Origin of the sequence: Corticimicrobacter sp. (assembly GCF_040137905.1) — a bacterium.
Taxonomy (GTDB): Bacteria; Pseudomonadota; Gammaproteobacteria; order Burkholderiales; family Burkholderiaceae_B; genus Corticimicrobacter.
In genome coordinates this window covers 1-16,907 of record NZ_JBEFDG010000087.1, presented here as the reverse complement: position 1 = coordinate 16,907, position 16,907 = coordinate 1, and the positions used below count along the sequence as shown (strand labels likewise).

Here is a 16,907-nt window from a genome sequence, read left to right as displayed (position 1 = left end):
GTATATACCCATTGATTATATTAATCAGTCATTCTCTATGAAAAAATCCATAATGTGTCTTCCCCCTTCAAGGACTGATTATGGCTACTCTGCGTCTGGGCGATATCGCCCCTGATTTCGAACAGGATTCCTCGGTCGGCAAGATCCGCTTCTATGACTACCTTGGCGACAGTTGGGGTGTGCTGTTCTCGCATCCGGCCGACTACACGCCGGTCTGCACGACCGAGCTGGGCTACACCGCCAAGCTCAAGGACGAGTTCGCCAAACGTGGCGTCAAGGTGCTGGCATTGTCCGTCGATCCGGCCGACAAACACCAGGGCTGGATCAGCGACATCAACGAAACCCAGAACACCTCGGTCGAATTCCCGATCATCGCTGATGCCGATCGCAAGGTGTCCGATCTGTACGACATGATCCACCCCAATGCCAACGCTACCCTGACCGTGCGTTCGGTATTCATCATCGATCCGGCCAAGAAGGTGCGGCTGATCATCACCTACCCGGCCAGCACGGGGCGCAACTTCAACGAAATCCTGCGTGTGATCGATTCGCTGCAACTGACCGACAGCCACAGCGTCGCCACGCCGGTCAACTGGGAAGACGGTCAGGACGTGATCATTGTTCCGTCGCTGCAGGATGAGGAAGTCATCAAGCAGAAATTCCCCAAGGGCTACAAGGCCGTGCGTCCTTACCTGCGCATCACGCCGCAACCCAACAAATAACAGGCTTTCCGCACTGCCTGGTCGAAGGCGGTGCAGCCTGTCAGGCCTGGATGCCCGATGTCTTCGTCGGGCATCCTTCTTTTATGTGCATGACATGGGTGGATTTGTGGTGATTAGATCGTTTGGTAATAAACAATGGCAAAACGGTTCGTTCCGTTTTGTATCCGGCGCAGGCACCATCGCTGTTCACCTGTTTACATTTATGTGAGTCAGCCATGTCTGGAAAAAACCGTTTCATCCTGTCTGCACTGTTCGCCGCCTCCACGCTCCTGCCGCTGGCTTCGGCACCTGCAGCCGCGCAGCAAAACGAGCAAACCCTGCTGAATGTCTCCTACGATCCCACGCGCGAACTGTATCGCGTGATCGATGAAAAATTCATCGAAGCCTACCAGCAGCAGGCAGGCACCAAACTCACGATCCGCCAGTCTCATGGTGGTTCCGGCCGCCAGGCGCGCTCGGTGGTCGATGGCCTGGATGCCGACGTCGTGACACTGGCGCTGGCCTACGATATCGACGCCATTGCCGATGCGGGCCTGCTGCCTCAGGACTGGCAGACGCGCCTGCCCGAAAACAGCTCGCCCTACACTTCGACCATCGTGTTCCTGGTACGCAAGGGCAATCCCAAGGGTATCCACGACTGGGACGACCTGGTGAAGGAAGGTGTGCAGGTCATCACACCCAATCCCAAGACCTCCGGTGGCGCACGCTGGAACTATCTGGCGGCCTGGGCTTATGCACTGGAAAAGAATGGTGGTGACGAAGCCAAGGCCCAGGCATTCGTGAAAGAACTTTTCGAGCATGTGCCGGTGCTTGATACCGGTGCCCGTGGTGCGACCACGACCTTTGTCGAGCGCGGCCTGGGTGACGTGCTGCTGGCCTGGGAAAACGAGGCCTTCCTGGCCCTGAACGAACTGGGTCCCGACAAGTTCGACATCGTGGTGCCGTCGCTCTCGATCCTGGCCGAGCCGCCGGTTGCCGTGGTGGACAAGGTGGTCGACCGCAAGGGGACGCGTGCTGCCGCCCAGGCCTACCTGGAATGGCTCTACACGCCCGAAGCGCAGGAAATCATTGCCCAGAACTACTATCGCCCGACCAACCCTGAGGTGGCGAAAAAGTACGCCGACAAGTTCCCGGACCTCAAGCTGGTGACCATCGATGGCGAATTCGGTGGCTGGCGTGATGCGCAGAAGAAGCACTTTGCCGATGGTGGCACGTTCGACCAGATCTACCTGCCGCGCTGAGCCTATTTGGGATGATGTCGAATGAGTGCAGTCATTGATGCAATCGGCCACCGTCCCCCGCAAGGGGGGCGCAGCCGCAGCCGGCGCGCCGGGGTGTTGCCTGGCTTCGGGCTGACGCTGGGCTATGCCGTGTTCTATCTTGGCATCCTGGTGCTGATTCCGCTGGCGGCTTTGCCGCTCAAGAGCGCAGAACTGGGATGGAGTGAATTCTGGAGCGTCGTGACGGCACCCAGGGTGGTCGCTTCCTACAAGCTGACGTTCGGTGCTTCGCTGCTGGCCGCGCTGGTCAATCTGGTGTTCGGGCTGGCCGTGGCCTGGGTGCTGGTGCGCTATCGGTTTCCCGGCAAGAAGCTGGTCGATTCTCTGGTCGACCTGCCTTTTGCGCTGCCGACGGCTGTGGCAGGCATTGCATTGACCGCACTCTATGCCGGCAATGGCTGGCTGGGCGAACCACTCGAAAAATGGTTCGGCATCAAGGTGGCCTATACGCCGCTGGGTATCGTGATTGCCCTGATCTTCATCGGCCTGCCTTTCGTGGTGAGAACGGTACAACCGGTGCTCGAGGATATCGAGCGCGAAATCGAGGAGGCGGCCGTCAGCCTCGGTGCGCAACGCTGGCAGGTGTTCGCTCGCGTGCTGTTGCCCACGATCGCTCCGGCGTTGCTGACCGGTTTCACGCTGGCATTTGCGCGTGCCGTGGGTGAATACGGCTCGGTGGTGTTCATCGCCGGCAACATGCCGATGGTGTCCGAGATCACGCCGCTGCTGATCATCTCCAAGCTCGAGCAGCATGACTACGCTGGCGCGGCCGCAATCGCCACCGTCATGCTGGTGTTTTCATTCATCCTGCTGCTGCTGATCAATCTGCTGCAGTGGCGTCAAGCCCGCCGGGGCGCAGGGAGGCAGGCATGAGTGTGATCACATTGTCCGTGCCGCGTCCCGCGCATCTGGATGAACCCAAGTGGGTCAAGGGCATTCTGTTGTTTGTGGCGCTGGGTTTCCTGGCGCTGTTCCTGGTGATTCCCTTGCTGTCGGTGTTTGCCGAGGCTTTCCGGCGTGGCATCGACCTGTATTTCAAGGCCATTCTCGAGCCCGATGCGCTGTCGGCGATCCGTCTCACGCTGCTGGTCGCGGCTGTGGCGTTGCCGCTCAACCTGGTGTTCGGCGTGGCGCTGGCCTGGGCAGTGACCCGCTTCCAGTTTCGCGGCAAGCAGTTGCTGATCACGCTGATCGACCTGCCGTTCTCGGTGTCGCCGGTGGTGGCGGGGCTGGTGTTCATCCTGCTGTTTGGCCGTACCGGCTGGTTCGGTCCCTGGTTGCAGGCGCATGAAATCAGCATCGTCTACGCGGTGCCCGGGGTGATCCTGGCCACGCTGTTCGTGACCTGCCCCTTTGTCGCGCGCGAGCTGATCCCGCTGATGCAGGCGCAGGGCAGCGATGAAGAGCAGGCAGCCCTGACCATGGGTGCCAGTGGCTGGACCATCTTCCGCAAGGTTACGCTGCCCAACATAAAATGGGGGCTGCTGTATGGCGCGATCCTGGCCAATGCCCGTGCCATGGGCGAGTTCGGCGCGGTCTCGGTGGTTTCCGGCCAGGTGCGGGGGCTGACCAACACCATGACCCTGCACGTCGAAATCCTTTATAACGAATACATGTTTTCCGCTGCATTCGCAGTCGCCTCGCTGCTGGCGTTGCTGGCCCTGCTGACGCTGGGCCTCAAGAGCTGGGTCGAGTGGCGCAATGCGCGTTCAACCAGAGAGCTGTCATGAGTATCGAAGTCAGAAACCTGTCGCGCCAGTTCGGGTCCTTCAAGGCCCTGGACAACGTCTCTCTCCATATCGACACCGGTGAACTGGTGGCCCTGCTGGGGCCTTCGGGTTGCGGCAAGACAACGCTGCTGCGCATCATTGCCGGTCTCGAGACTGCCGACAGCGGCAGCGTCTGGTTCGCGGGCGAAGATTCCACCGATGTGCATGTGCGCGAGCGACAGGTCGGTTTCGTGTTCCAGCATTACGCGTTGTTCCGTCACATGACCGTGTTCGAGAATGTCGCCTTCGGTCTGCGTGTCAAGCACCGTTCGGTGCGCCCGTCCGAAAGTACCATCCGTGCCAAGGTCAAGGAACTCCTTGAGCTGGTACAGCTCGATTGGCTGGCGGATCGCTATCCTTCGCAACTGTCGGGCGGTCAGCGCCAGCGTATCGCCCTGGCGCGCGCGCTGGCGGTCGAGCCGCGTGTGCTGCTGCTCGATGAGCCGTTCGGTGCGCTCGATGCCAAGGTTCGCAAGGAATTGCGCCGCTGGCTGCGCCACCTGCACGATGAATTGCATGTGGCCAGCGTGTTCGTGACCCATGATCAGGAAGAGGCCCTGGAAGTGGCGGATCGCGTCGTGCTGATGAACAGCGGCCGCATCGAGCAGGTGGGCACGCCGCGCGAAGTCTGGGAGAATCCGGCGACACCCTTTGTGTATGGCTTCCTGGGCGACGTCAACCAGTTCCTTGGCAAGATCGAGGGCGGGCAGCTCAAGGCCGATGGCTGGACGTTCGCTGCACCGGATTATGCGCAGGCACACGGGCTGGAGGCGACCGCCTACGTCCGGCCGCACGAGTTCGACGTGGTGCATCGCGAGGCGGGTCGCGAGGGCATTCCGGTCAAGCTCAATCATGTGTACCTGGCCGGCCCCAGTGCCTATCTGGAACTGCGCCATGCAGACAACGGCCGTATCATCGAAGCGCAGATTCCCGAGAGCCAGTACCGTGAGCTGAATCTGAAGGAAGGGCAGGACCTGCTGGTGCGACCGCGCCAGATCCAGGTGTTTGCCACACCCTCCAAGGCGGCAGCCTGAATGCCGCAGGATGCAGGCCGCTGATCGCAACAGGCATGTGTCGGCTTCTGGCCGGTGCATGCCATTGACGCGATTTTTTCGGCAGGAGGCTGCGGACGCAAGCAGCCCATGCTGACAATATAACGGCCAGCAGCGCAAAAACGGATATCGATTCAATACTTTATGGGCATGATCAAATGACACGGCAGGATATGGATTCATCTGTTTCTGGCAATGTTGATGTTGTCTCCGGAGATGCGCGCCTGGCTGGGTTGTGGCGGGATCTGCAGGCCCGGCTGCAGGATGCGGCCGCCCGCTATCCCGATGCCGTTCTGTCGTCTTCGCTGGCGGCCGAGGATATGGTGCTGACACATGCGATCCTGGCGAACCGGATTCCGCTGGGCATCTTTACGCTGGATACGGGTCGGCTCCATGCCGAGACGCTGGGTGTGATCGATGCGGTCAAGGCGCGCTATGGCTACGACATCGAAGTCTGGCGTCCCGATGCGGCCGCCGTCGAGGCTCATGTGGCCGAGCATGGTGCCTACGCCTTCTATGAAAGCGTCGAGCTGCGCAAGGCCTGTTGCCAGATACGCAAGGTCGCGCCGCTCAAACGCGCCCTGGCCGGTCGGGGGGCCTGGATTACCGGGCAGCGCCGCGAGCAATCGGCCACGCGTACCGAACTGCCTTTCGAAGAGCATGATGCGACCTTCGGGCTGTACAAGTTCAACCCGCTGGCAGAGTGGCATTTCGACGATGTCTGGCAGGCCATCCGCAGCTTCGATATTCCCTATAACCCGCTGCACGACCAGGGCTATCCCTCGATCGGTTGCGAGCCCTGTACGCGGGCGGTGAAGCCGGGCGAGGATGTCAGGGCAGGGCGATGGTGGTGGGAGTCGTCGGACTCCAAGGAGTGCGGGCTGCATGCAGTCAATATCCTGCAGCGGCAGTCCTAGCCCACAGGATAACCAAGGTTTCAGATCAACCGGATTGATTCATAAAAAGGCATATACATGACAGGAGCCAGTATCAACAGTCACCTCGACTGGTTGGAGTCCGAGGCGATTTATATCCTGCGGGAAGTGGCGGCAGAATGCGAGCGCCCGGTCCTGCTGTTTTCGGGTGGCAAGGATTCGTGCGTGCTGCTGCGGCTGGCCGAGAAGGCATTTCGCCCCGGCCGGTTCCCGTTTCCCCTGATGCATATCGACACCGGCCACAATTTCGACGAAGTGATTGCGTTCCGGGACCGGCGTGCCGGGGAACTGGGCGAACGCCTGATCGTGCGCAGCGTGGAGGATTCCATCAAGCGCGGTACGGTGGTGCTGCGCCGCGAAACGGATTCGCGCAATGCCGCCCAGGCGGTGACGCTGCTGGAATCCATCGAGGAGTTCGGTTTCGATGCCTGCATCGGCGGTGCCCGCCGGGATGAGGAAAAGGCACGCGCCAAGGAGCGCATCTTTTCCTTCCGCGATGAGTTCGGCCAGTGGGACCCCAAGGCTCAGCGCCCGGAACTCTGGAATCTTTACAACACCCGCGTGCATCCCGGTGAGAACATGCGTGTGTTTCCGATTTCCAACTGGACCGAGTTGGATGTCTGGCAGTACATCGCACGCGAATCCATCGACCTGCCCGAAATCTATTATGCGCACCAGCGTGAAGTGGTCCGTCGCAACGGCCTGCTGGTGCCGGTCACGCCGCTGACCCGGCCGGGTGAGGGCGATCAGGTTGAGACGCTGTCGGTACGCTTTCGTACGGTGGGGGATATCTCATGCACCTGCCCGGTGGCTTCGGAGGCGGCTGATGTGACTGCGATCATTGCCGAGACGGCCGTCACCGATATTACCGAGCGTGGTGCCACGCGGATGGATGACCAGACCTCCGAGGCCTCGATGGAACGTCGCAAGAAAGAAGGATATTTCTGATGAGTACTCTGCAACAACTGACAGCCGCCGACCGTGGCGTGCTGCGATTCATCACGGCAGGTTCGGTCGATGATGGCAAATCGACCCTGATCGGGCGCCTGCTGTACGACAGCAAGGGCGTATTTGCCGATCAGTTGCAGGCCATCGGGCGTTCGCGCCATCACCGTGCCGGCGACGAAGAGTTCGACCTGTCGCTGCTGACGGATGGCCTGGAGGCCGAGCGCGAGCAGGGCATCACCATCGATGTGGCCTATCGCTACTTTGCCACACCGACGCGCAAGTTCATCGTGGCCGATGCACCGGGACACGAGCAGTACACCCGTAATATGGTCACGGGCGCTTCGACGGCGCATGCCGTGATCATTCTGGTCGATGCCACGCGGGCCAGCGATGGCGAACTGCTGGTGCAGACCCGTCGCCACAGCGCACTGGCCCATCTGCTTGGCATCCGGCACATTGCCGTGGCCGTCAACAAACTGGATCTGCTGGACTGGGATCAGGCCGTATTCGAATGCATCCGCGACGCCTATGCGGCGCTGGCGGCCAAGCTGGGCATTGCCGGTTTCGAGGCGATTCCGATGTCGGCCCTCAAGGGCGACAATGTCGTGCGTGCTTCACAGTACATGTCCTGGTATCAGGGGCCGACGCTGCTGCAGTGGCTGGAAGGGATCGAGGTTCAGGAAAACGACCCGGCCCAGCCGCTGCGTTTTCCGGTGCAGTGGGTGGCGCGCCACAATGGCAGCCAGGCAGATGATTTCCGCGGCTATGCCGGCAAGGTGGCGAGCGGCACGGTCCGCCGGGGTGATCGCATTGTGGTGCAGCCGGCCGGTACGCCCGCCACGGTGGCGCGCGTGCTGACGTTCGAGGGCGATGTGGAGTACGCCACGGCGGGCGTGGCGGTCACGCTGGTGCTGGCCGAGGATGTCGATGTTTCGCGTGGCGATGTGCTGGTGCATGCCGACGACACCGATGTGGCCGTGTCCCGAGAGTTCCAGGCGGATGTCTGCTGGCTCGACAGCCAGCCGCTCAATACGGCACGCAAATACCTGATCAAGCAGGGTACCCGGACCAGTGCGGCACGCATCAAGGCTGTTCATACCCGGCGCGATGTACAGGTGCTCGAGGAGCGCGAGGCCGATACGCCCACGCTGGCCATGAATGATATCGGTCGCATTACGCTGGCCACGCGCGATGCGCTGGTACTCGATGCCTATGATCAGTTGCCGGCGACAGGTGCCTTCATCCTGGTGGACGAGGCAACCTATCAGACGGTAGCGGGTGGGATGATCCGGCGCTGAGCAGCACGCGTCATGGATGGGTCACAGGGGCTGTCTCAGGGCAGCCCCTGTGCTTTGCGTGTCTGCAGAAAAAACCTGTCTTGTAGCTCCAGGGCTTCATTGTCCAGCATCAGGAGCGCATTGCCGTTGCCGGACAGAAACCGGATTTTTGCATGGTCTGCCCTGACATCGATGAATGGCCCGTGCTCGAGACTCATCAGGAACCAGTCTATTTGGTCGTGTGTTTTCTGATAGATAAAACCGCAGGAGCCGTGTGCCGAACATTCGCCGCCGACATAGATCGCACCCCGGATGGTTCGGGCGAAAAGGGTAAATATGTCAGTCAGCTCCACATCATCCGTACCTATCGCTTTGCCATGGAGCAGACCTTCCGAAGTGATCCGGCAGGTCAGGAAGCCCGTGTCCTTGGTATATAGGCAGTCGGTGCAATAAAACGCTTCCTGCTGCACCAGTTCATGTACGTCCGGCACGATTTTTCCTGTTTTCATTGGCACCCTGTTTGCCCTCATGCCGCTGCCAGATGCAGGCGGCTGGTCCGCGTGCCTGGATTCTAGCGCTCCTTGGTCATCAGCCTCAGCCCCACACCCGGCTCGGTGGCGATATAGCGGGGATCGGATGCACTGTCACCGAGCTTGTGCCGCAGCTTGCCGACCAGGATGCGCAGGTAGTGGGCGTCGGCTTCATGGGTCGGCCCCCACATTTCCCGCAGGATCCGCGTCTGGGTGACCAGCCTGCCGGGTTGCTGGGCCAGCAGGGCCAGCAAGGCGAATTCCTTGCGTGTCAGGGAAACGGGTTGCCCGTGCAGGCGCACATCGCGTTGCGCGAGATTGATCAGGAGCACGCCATCGTCGTAGACCGGTGCCGGGTCGGCCCCGATGGTCGCAGTGCGCAGGCAGGCACGGATGCGGGCCATCAGTTCTTCGACGCCGAAAGGCTTGGTGACATAGTCGTTGGCTCCGGCATCGAGCAATGCCACCTTTTCCGTTTCGTCGGAACGAACCGTCAGCACGATGACCGGAATGCGGGACCACTGGCGCAGTTCCCTGAGTACATCCTGCCCATCCCTGTCAGGCAGGCCCAGGTCCAGGATGACGAGGTCTGCGCCCTTGCTGGCCAGCAGGGTCAGTCCGTCCTGGGCGGTCGCGGCCAGCAGCGTCGTGTAGCCCTGCGAGCGCAGACTGATGTCGATGAATTTCCTGATCTGGGGTTCATCATCGATGATGAGTATGCGGGCTGCAGGTGCCTCTGCGTGGTCATGCAGGTGATCCATGTTCCTCAGTCTCCTGATTCGTGTATCGGCCCCAGGGCAGGGTCAGCCGGATGAGGGTGCCCTGGCCATCGGGGCCGGGCAAGGCCTGGACGCTGCCCATGTGGGCCCCCACGATTCCCTGGACGATCGTCAGGCCCAGGCCCGTGCCCTGCTTGCCGCGATCACCACGTTCGACACTGTAGAACATATCGAAGATACGGCGTCGCTCTTCTTCGGGAATGCCAGGCCCGCGATCCGAAATATCGATGCGCAATTGCCCGTCCTCGGTGCGCTGGACCCGCACCAGGATGGCTTCGCCGGCGGGCGAGAATTTGGCGGCATTTTCCATGACATTGAAAAGCGCCTGCTCGATCAGGGCCGGGTGGACATGAGTCGGCGGCAGGTCGGCAGGCATGTCGTGCCGGATACGGACCGAAGGCACGTAGCGTTGCAGGCGTCGGGAGGCGGAGCCGACCAGTTCGTCGATGCCGATCCAGTCGCGGGTGAGGGTCAGGCCCTGCTGGCCGAGCCGGGTCATGTCGAGCAGGTTCTGGATATAGCGGTCCAGCCGCTCGCCCTCGATGTGGATGGTTTCCAGCAGGCTTTGCTGGTCTTCGGGACCCATGTCCTGGCGGTAGCGGGCCAGGCTGTCTGCCGCACCGATGATCGATGACAGCGGCGAGCGCAGGTCGTGTGATACCGAGGAGAGCAGGGCCGAGCGCAGGCGTTCCGTTTCCCCGGTGACGCGTGCGATTTCCAGTGCCGAAACCAGGCGGGTGCGCAAGGCAGCCTGGGCGATATCTTCGACCATGCTTTCGGCCAGGCGTCGCTGTTCGAAAGACAGTCGTCCCATGCTTGCCGGAAAACACAGCCCGACCACGCCCAGCGCATCCCTGTCGGGGTGCATGGGGAGGAACCACCAGGCAGACTGGGTCAGTGTATCGGTATGGCGTCCGCTGGCCTTGCCATGCTGCTGGGTCCAGTCTGCCGCCATCAGGTCCTTGGTGGTGAGGTGCGCCAGGGCGGTGGCCGGGCCGGATTCGTCATGGATGCGGATCCAGCTGTCGGCATGCAGCGTCGATTGCAGTGCGGCTGAACCTGCCTGTATGACCTGCCCCAGATCGGCTGCCTGGGCGAGCTTGCGCCCGAGGTTCTGCATGGCGCTGGCGTGGGTGTTGGCCGTGCGCAGGGCGATGACCTGCATGCGCAGCCTCGATGCCAACTGGCCGGCCACCAGGGCGGCGGCCAGGAACAGCAAGACAGTCGTGATGCCGCGATGGGCACTGATCAGGAGGGTGAAGCTGGGGTCGATGAAAAAGAAGTTGTAGGAGAGAAAGCACAGTGCGGCCGTCATGACGGCAGAAGTCATCCGGGTCCTGGATGCCACGATGACGACGGCCACCAGAAAGACCAGTGACAGGTCGCGCAGGCCCAGGAAACGTTCTGCAAGTGCGGCAGCCAGGGTCGCGCCGGAGCTTGCCATCAGCACCAGCAGCACTTCCTGCAACGTGAGGCGTTCGCCGGCGCTGGGCCACCATGACGCCCGCTGGCGCGTGCCCGGCGTACCGATGATGGTCAGTTCGTAGCGGCTGCCCCTTTGCAGCAACTGCTGCGTGAGCGTGCGATTGAAAATGCGGGCAATCGGGCGTTCGCGCGTGCGTCCGATCACCAGGGAACGGGCACCGCGCACGGCGGCTGCGTCCAGCAGGGCCTGCGCAATGTCGGTATTGTGCAGGACTTCGGTTTCGCCGCCGAGGCTGCGTGCCAGGGCAAAGGCCCGGTCGATTTCCATCAGGCGCTGCTGTTCCGGGTGCATCCCACCTTGTTCCGCCGGACAGGGGGCCATTGCATTGTCGGCGGAACGGGCGGCCCTGGCCGAACGCCCGGTATCGACCGTGATGGCGGACCACGGCGCACCACGTCGTTCCGCGATCCTGGCACCCGCGCGCACGAGGTACTCAGAGTGGCCACGGCCGTCGATGGCAATCAGTACGTGACGTTGCATGGCAATGCCTTCGAGCCGGCGGGCTGTCCGGCTTTCGCGCAGGTCGGCATCGACATGTTCGGCCACCGTCTGCATGGCCAGTTCGCGCAGTGCCGTCAGATTGGCTGGCGAGAAAAAAGCCTGGAGAGCCTGGTTGGCCTGTTCGGGCAGATAGACCTTGCCTTGGTTCAGGCGCTCGATCAGCTCACGAGCGGGCAAGTCCACCAGACGGATATCACGAAGCCGGTCGAAGACGATGTCGGGTATGGTTTCCCTGACGCGTATGCCGGTGATCTGGTGTACGACGTCGTTGACGCTTTCCAGGTGCTGGATATTGACGGTGGTATAGACATTGATGCCGGCATCGAGCAGTTCCTGGACATCCTGCCAGCGACGCTCGTGCCGGCTGCCGGGGGCATTGCGGTGTGCCAGTTCATCGACCAGTGCAATGGCCGGCCTGCGTGCCAGCAGGGCATCGAGGTCCATTTCTTCCAGCGACTGGCCGCGATAGGTGATTTTCTGCCTGGGCAACTGGGGGAGGTCTTCGAGCAGGGCCTGGGTTTCGGCTCGGCCGTGTGTTTCGATGATGCCTGCGACGACATCCAGACCCTGCTGGTGAAGCTCGCGGGCACGGGCCAGCATGGCGTAGGTCTTGCCCACGCCGGGTGCGGCACCCAGGAACACGGTCAGGCGTCCGGCCTTCTGGCGTTGTAGTTCACCCAGCAGGGCATTGGCCTGTTCTGTCTGATCCATCATGCAAATGTCGATATGCGGCGATATCAAAAAGTCTGCGCGTCTGTGATGTGCCGGTCAAGCGCCAGGTTCAATTCAAGCACATTGACGCGGGGTTGGCCCAGCATGCCCAGTTGCCTGCCACGGGTATGCCGGACGATGAGGTCTTCGACCTCATTGTGATCGAGATGACGGGCCCGGGCGATACGGTTGACCTGGATGGCGGCAGCCTGGGGGCTGATGTGCGGGTCGATTCCGCTTCCGGACTGCGTGACGAAATCTCCCGGGACGGCCGACAGATCAATGCCTTCACGCTGTGCTACTGCGGCCTGGGCGGTGTGCAGACGCTGATGCAGTTCAGGATGGGTTCGTGCCTGGTTGCTGCCTGCCGCAGACATCGGATCATGGTCGACGGCGGAAGGGCGAGGCTGGAAATAGCCTGCATCGGCAAATGGCTGTGCCACCAGGGAGGAGCCCACGGTGCGATCGTTCTGCCTGAGCAGGCTGCCGTTGGCCTCGACAGGAAAGAGGATTTGCCCCAGTCCGACACCGGCAAGTGAGTACAGCAATCCGCAGCCGATAACGGCAATGGCTGCCAGCCCAATGGCACCACGTATCAGGCCATGATCTGACAGCGGGACAGTGGTGTTGTCATGATGATTCGACATGAGGGCCTCCTCAGAACGAAAAGAGTGTGGAAAGCACGAGATCGATACCCTTGATGGCGGCAAAGGGCAGCAACAGGCCACCGACGCCGTAGACCAGCATATTGTTGCGCAACAATCGAGTCGCGTTCGAGGGCCTGAAGCGTACGCCGCGCAGTGCCAGCGGGATCAGCAAGGGAATGATGAGGGCATTGAAGAGCAGCGCCGACAGTACGGCGCTGGTGGGGCTGGACAGATTCATGATATTGAGCGCGGCCATCTGCGGAATGGAGGCCGTGAACAGGGCCGGCAGGATGGCGAAGTATTTTGAGATGTCGTTGGCCAGCGAGAACGTGGTCAGGGCCCCGCGCGTGATGAGCTGCTGCTTGCCGATTTCCACGACTGCCAGGAGCTTGGTCGGATCGCTGTCGAGATCGACCATGTTGCCTGCCTCCTTGGCGGCCTGGGTGCCTGAGTTCATGGCCAGGCCCACATCGGCCTGAGCGAGGGCGGGCGCGTCGTTGGTGCCGTCGCCGACCATCGCCACCAGCCGGCCGGCCGCCTGTTCGGCACGGATGCGGGCGAGTTTGTCTTCGGGGCGCGCTTCGGCAATGTAGTCATCGACGCCTGCCTCGGCGGCAATGCTGGCTGCCGTGAGCGGGTTGTCTCCCGTGATCATCACGGTTCTGACGCCCATGGCGCGCAGTCGGGCAAAGCGCGCCTTGATACCGTGCTTGATCACGTCCGACAATGCGATGACACCCAGTACGTGCCTGTCGTCGCTGACAACCAACGGCGTGGCCCCCTGGCGGGCCACGTCCTTCACCCGGGCCACCAGTTCTTCGGGGACGATGCCGCCCAGTACCTGCACATGCCGTGCGATGGCATCCAGTGCACCCTTGCGGATGAGGCGGCCGTCGGGCAGATCGATCCCCGACATCCGCGATTGTGCGGAAAACGCCACGAAGCGTGCGCCGGCAGGGGCATCGAGGCGCTCGCCCATGCCGCTGGCGAGCCTGACGATGGACTTGCCTTCCGGCGTCGGATCGGCCAGGGAGGCCAGTTGTGCCGCTTCGCGCAACTGTGCGCCATCAATGCCGGTCAGAGCATGGAAGGCGGTTGCCTGCCTGTCGCCATGTGTAATGGTGCCGGTCTTGTCCAACAGCAGCACGTCGATGTCACCCGCCACTTCGACGGCCTTGCCGGACTTGGCCAGGACGTTGGCCTGCAGGGCACGGTTCATGCCGGCGATGCCGATGGCCGGCAGCAGGCCACCGATGGTGGTGGGGATCAGGCAGACCAGCAGGGCGACCAGCAGGACCAGATTGATGTCTATACCGACGAAATGCGCAATGAAGGGCAAGGTGATCACTACGATCAGGAAAGTCAGCGTCATGACGCCGAGCAGAATGCCCAGGGCAATTTCGTTGGGTGTTTTCTGCCGGTTGGAACCTTCCACCAGGGCAATCATGCGATCCAGGAAACTGTGGCCCGGCTCTGCCGTGATGCGCACGATGATACGGTCGGAGAGTACCAGGGTGCCTCCGATCACGCTCGAGCGGTCGGTGTCCGCTTCGCGCAGCACGGGGGCGGACTCGCCGGTGACGGCGGCCTCGTTGATGGTTGCGACGCCCTTGATGATTTCGCCGTCGGCGGGCACCAGTTGACCGGCTTCGACGACGACCCGGTCTCCGGGATGCAGTGCCGAGGCGGGGAGGGGCAGCTCCTCCTGCCCCGTGGCGTCCAGTCTGCGCGCCATCAGGTTCTTGCGGGCCTGCCGCAGCGAGGCTGCCTGTCCACGGCCCCGGGATTCGGCAATCGCTTCTGCGAAATTGCCGAACAGCATGGTGATCAGGAGAATGACGGTCACGGCCCCGCCAAAGCCGGCCGGGGCCCCGCCGGCTGCGGTTGCCATGGCGGTCAGCCATGTGCCGAGCCAGACCACGGCCATGACCGGGTTCTTCAGTATGTGGCGGGGGGCCAGCTTGAGGAACGCGCTGCCCAGCGCAGGCGCGAGTCCGTCAAGGTTCGTGTGCGAGGCAGGTGCAGCCTGGCGTCGAGATATGGTGTGCTTCATGGCGAGTTCCTCAATGCGCGATCAGGGTCAGGTGGTCGGCGACCGGGCCGAGTACCAGCACGGGCAGGAATTGCAGCAGTGTCAGGATGAGGATGACGGCAATCAGGACGCAGGCAAATGTGGGCGTCTCGATCTGCAGGCTGCCTGAATCCTCCGGTGCCGGGCGCTTGCGGGCCAGCATGGCTGCGATCAGCAGTGGCACGATGAGTGCCGGATACCGGCCGGCGACGAGTGCGATGCTGCCGGTCGTGTTCCACCACACGCTGTTGTCACCCAGCCCTTCAAGTCCGGAACCGTTGTTGGCGAACGCTGACGCGTACTCGTAAAACACCTGGCTGATGGCGTGAAAGCCAGGATTCGATGTGCCGGCCAGGCTGGGCAGGCCAAGCGTGATGGCCGTGAATCCCAGCACCACCAGGGGTTGCAGCAGTACAAGCAGGGCCAGCAGTTTCACTTCAGGTGCCTCGATCTTGCGGCCGAACAGCTCGGGTGTGCGTCCGGTCATGAGGCCGGCCAGGAACACGGCCAGCATCAGATAGACCAGGAACTGCTGCAGGCCACTGCCGATGCCGCCCCATATGGCATTGATCAGCATGTTGGCCATGGCTGCCAGGCCGGTCAGTGGGGCAGCCGAGTCAAGCATGGCGTTGACCGAACCGTTCGACGTCTGCGTGGTCAGTGCGCTCCACAGCGCAGAGGCGGCTGCGCCGAAGCGGACTTCCTTGCCCTCCATGAGAGCGATATCCTGCGCGGTCGATGACGATCCTTCCGACCAGATGGCGAAGGCTCCCGAGGCTACCGACATGGTCAGCATGGTGCCGAAGACCAGCGCGGCAAACCTGCGCCGTCCCGTCAGACCGGCAATCATGAATATCACGCTGACAGGCAGCAGGATCAGGCCCAGCGTTTCGAGCAGATTCGACAGGGGGGTGGGATTCTCCAGCGGCGTGGCGCTGTTGGGCCCGTACCAGCCGCCGCCGTTGGTGCCCAATTGCTTGAGGGCGACCATGGGAGCAACCGGGCCCAGCGGGATTTTCTGTTCCGTCATGGCAACTGATACATCCACCGGTGCGACGACCGGGCCGCCCGCCAACGTGGCGGGTACGCCCTGGCTGGTCAGCAGCACCGACCACAGCAGACACAGGGGCAGCATGACACGCAGGGTCGGGCGCAGTACATCCACCCAGTAATTGCCGACATCCACCGCTGTGCCAGGTGCCTTTTCTTCCTGGGCGGGGAGGGGGCCGCGACCGTCGCAGAGCGTACGCAATGTTGCCACGACCAGCGCCAGTCCCATCATCGGGGTGATGACCTGCAGGGCCACGATGGCCGTCATGTGGGCGAAATAGGAGAGCTGGGCCTGGCCGGCGTAGTGCTGCTGGTTGGTATTGGTCAGGAAGGACACCATGGTATGCAGCGCCAGATCCCAGCGCATGTTGGGGACTGCGTCCGGGTTGAACGGCAGCCATGCCTGGGTGACCAGCACCAGCCAGACAAAAGCGGCCAGCACGAGGTTGCTCAGCAAAAAGGCACCGGCATAGCCGCGCCAGCTCATGCCTGCTCGGGGATGCGTACCCATGAGTCGGTAGAGTGGACGCTCGATCCTGTTGAACAGCCTGTCTCCAGGCGTCGGCGTACCTCGCATCACCGCAGACAGATAGCGGCCCAGAGGCCAGCCCAGGAGAATGGCCAGGGCGAGGACAAGAAAAAACTCGGTCATGATCGGCTCCATTGCAGGCGAAACACCCATGGCCAAGTATTCATCCGATGCCCGTAAATTCTCTATGCCACGATGTGGTCCGGATCATAAATTCGGCATAAATTCGACATGTCCTGGCGTGATACCGGTGCAGTCCTGATATGCGGGAAAACAGCACTTGCAAAAAATACTGTATTTTTATACAGTATTCATATCGCGGCATCGGTGCCGCCCACATCGGAGAAGTCCATGAGCAGTGCCGTTCGCTCCACCGCCATGCTGTCACCTGTTTCCGTCTGGCCCGTTCGGGCACGGCACCGCATTCAGTCGGCCACCGAGGCCGTGGCTGTAGCTGCTGCGCCGCGCCGTCGCGCATCTGTTGCCCGAGTATCTGTATGGCGGCGCTGCACGCAGGCCGTGGTACGGCACCGTATCGAAATTGTCGATACCGGACTGGCCCTGTTCGGTGTGGCAATGATCCCGCTGGTGTGCTGGGTTGGGTATGCTGCCGGCTTTTG

The 16,907-nt window shown here is 62.1% G+C and carries 15 protein-coding genes; 9 read left to right on the top strand and 6 right to left on the bottom strand.

Translation table 11 applies throughout. From position 1 onward, the window contains the following. The first annotated feature begins 80 nt into the window (after window positions 1–80). The 8 genes from ABN482_RS14330 (at window position 81) to ABN482_RS14295 (ending at window position 8,004) form a co-directional block, all read left to right on the top strand. On the top strand, window positions 81–722 hold the full coding sequence (locus tag ABN482_RS14330; protein WP_349504621.1) for a peroxiredoxin: 642 nt from the start codon (window positions 81–83) through the stop codon (window positions 720–722). Between the two features lie 215 nt (window positions 723–937). Beyond that, complete coding sequence (locus ABN482_RS14325; RefSeq protein WP_349504620.1) at window positions 938–1,963, top strand: sulfate ABC transporter substrate-binding protein; 1,026 nt, start codon at window positions 938–940, stop codon at window positions 1,961–1,963. Window positions 1,964–1,984: 21 nt separating this feature from the next. Then, a complete protein-coding gene (gene cysT, locus ABN482_RS14320; protein WP_349504619.1) occupies window positions 1,985–2,875 on the top strand; it encodes a sulfate ABC transporter permease subunit CysT in 891 nt (296 codons plus the stop codon). Then, the gene (gene cysW / locus ABN482_RS14315) at window positions 2,872–3,732 is read left to right on the top strand and encodes a sulfate ABC transporter permease subunit CysW (RefSeq protein WP_349504618.1); all 861 of its coding nucleotides are present in this window, start codon (window positions 2,872–2,874) and stop codon (window positions 3,730–3,732) included. The genes cysT and cysW overlap by 4 nt, the downstream gene beginning before the upstream one ends. Further along, a complete protein-coding gene (locus tag ABN482_RS14310) occupies window positions 3,729–4,805 on the top strand; it encodes a sulfate/molybdate ABC transporter ATP-binding protein (protein WP_349504617.1) in 1,077 nt (358 codons plus the stop codon). Before cysW ends, ABN482_RS14310 begins: the two co-directional genes overlap by 4 nt. Window positions 4,806–4,996: 191 nt before the next feature. Then, window positions 4,997–5,740, top strand: a complete 744-nt coding sequence (locus ABN482_RS14305; RefSeq protein WP_349504616.1) for a phosphoadenylyl-sulfate reductase — start codon at window positions 4,997–4,999, stop codon at window positions 5,738–5,740. Between the two features lie 57 nt (window positions 5,741–5,797). Beyond that, the gene (cysD, locus tag ABN482_RS14300; protein WP_349504615.1) at window positions 5,798–6,706 is read left to right on the top strand and encodes a sulfate adenylyltransferase subunit CysD; all 909 of its coding nucleotides are present in this window, start codon (window positions 5,798–5,800) and stop codon (window positions 6,704–6,706) included. Then, complete coding sequence (locus ABN482_RS14295; protein ID WP_349504614.1) at window positions 6,706–8,004, top strand: sulfate adenylyltransferase subunit 1; 1,299 nt, start codon at window positions 6,706–6,708, stop codon at window positions 8,002–8,004. The genes cysD and ABN482_RS14295 overlap by 1 nt, the downstream gene beginning before the upstream one ends. Before the next feature lie 35 nt (window positions 8,005–8,039). Here ABN482_RS14295 and ABN482_RS14290 read toward each other — a convergent pair whose 3' ends face one another. From ABN482_RS14290 to kdpA, 6 genes are all read right to left on the bottom strand, one after another. After that, complete coding sequence (locus tag ABN482_RS14290; protein WP_349504613.1) at window positions 8,040–8,492, bottom strand: hypothetical protein; 453 nt, start codon at window positions 8,490–8,492, stop codon at window positions 8,040–8,042. Between the two features lie 62 nt (window positions 8,493–8,554). Then, window positions 8,555–9,274 carry a response regulator gene (locus tag ABN482_RS14285; protein ID WP_143858390.1) on the bottom strand — a complete coding sequence of 240 codons (720 nt, stop codon included), beginning with the start codon at window positions 9,272–9,274 and terminating at the stop codon, window positions 8,555–8,557. Beyond that, on the bottom strand, window positions 9,258–11,993 hold the full coding sequence (locus ABN482_RS14280) for an ATP-binding protein (protein ID WP_349504612.1): 2,736 nt from the start codon (window positions 11,991–11,993) through the stop codon (window positions 9,258–9,260). The genes ABN482_RS14285 and ABN482_RS14280 overlap by 17 nt, the downstream gene beginning before the upstream one ends. 23 nt (window positions 11,994–12,016) lie before the next feature. Then, complete coding sequence (gene kdpC / locus ABN482_RS14275; protein ID WP_349504611.1) at window positions 12,017–12,637, bottom strand: potassium-transporting ATPase subunit KdpC; 621 nt, start codon at window positions 12,635–12,637, stop codon at window positions 12,017–12,019. A 10-nt stretch (window positions 12,638–12,647) separates the two neighbouring features. Then, window positions 12,648–14,690 carry a potassium-transporting ATPase subunit KdpB gene (gene kdpB / locus ABN482_RS14270; RefSeq protein WP_349504610.1) on the bottom strand — a complete coding sequence of 681 codons (2,043 nt, stop codon included), beginning with the start codon at window positions 14,688–14,690 and terminating at the stop codon, window positions 12,648–12,650. Window positions 14,691–14,700: 10 nt separating this feature from the next. Further along, complete coding sequence (kdpA, locus tag ABN482_RS14265; protein ID WP_349504609.1) at window positions 14,701–16,410, bottom strand: potassium-transporting ATPase subunit KdpA; 1,710 nt, start codon at window positions 16,408–16,410, stop codon at window positions 14,701–14,703. Between the two features lie 228 nt (window positions 16,411–16,638). Between kdpA and ABN482_RS14260 the strand changes: the two genes are divergently transcribed. Next, a partial coding sequence (locus tag ABN482_RS14260) for a hypothetical protein (RefSeq protein ID WP_349504608.1) occupies window positions 16,639–16,907 on the top strand: 269 nt, incomplete at its 3' end.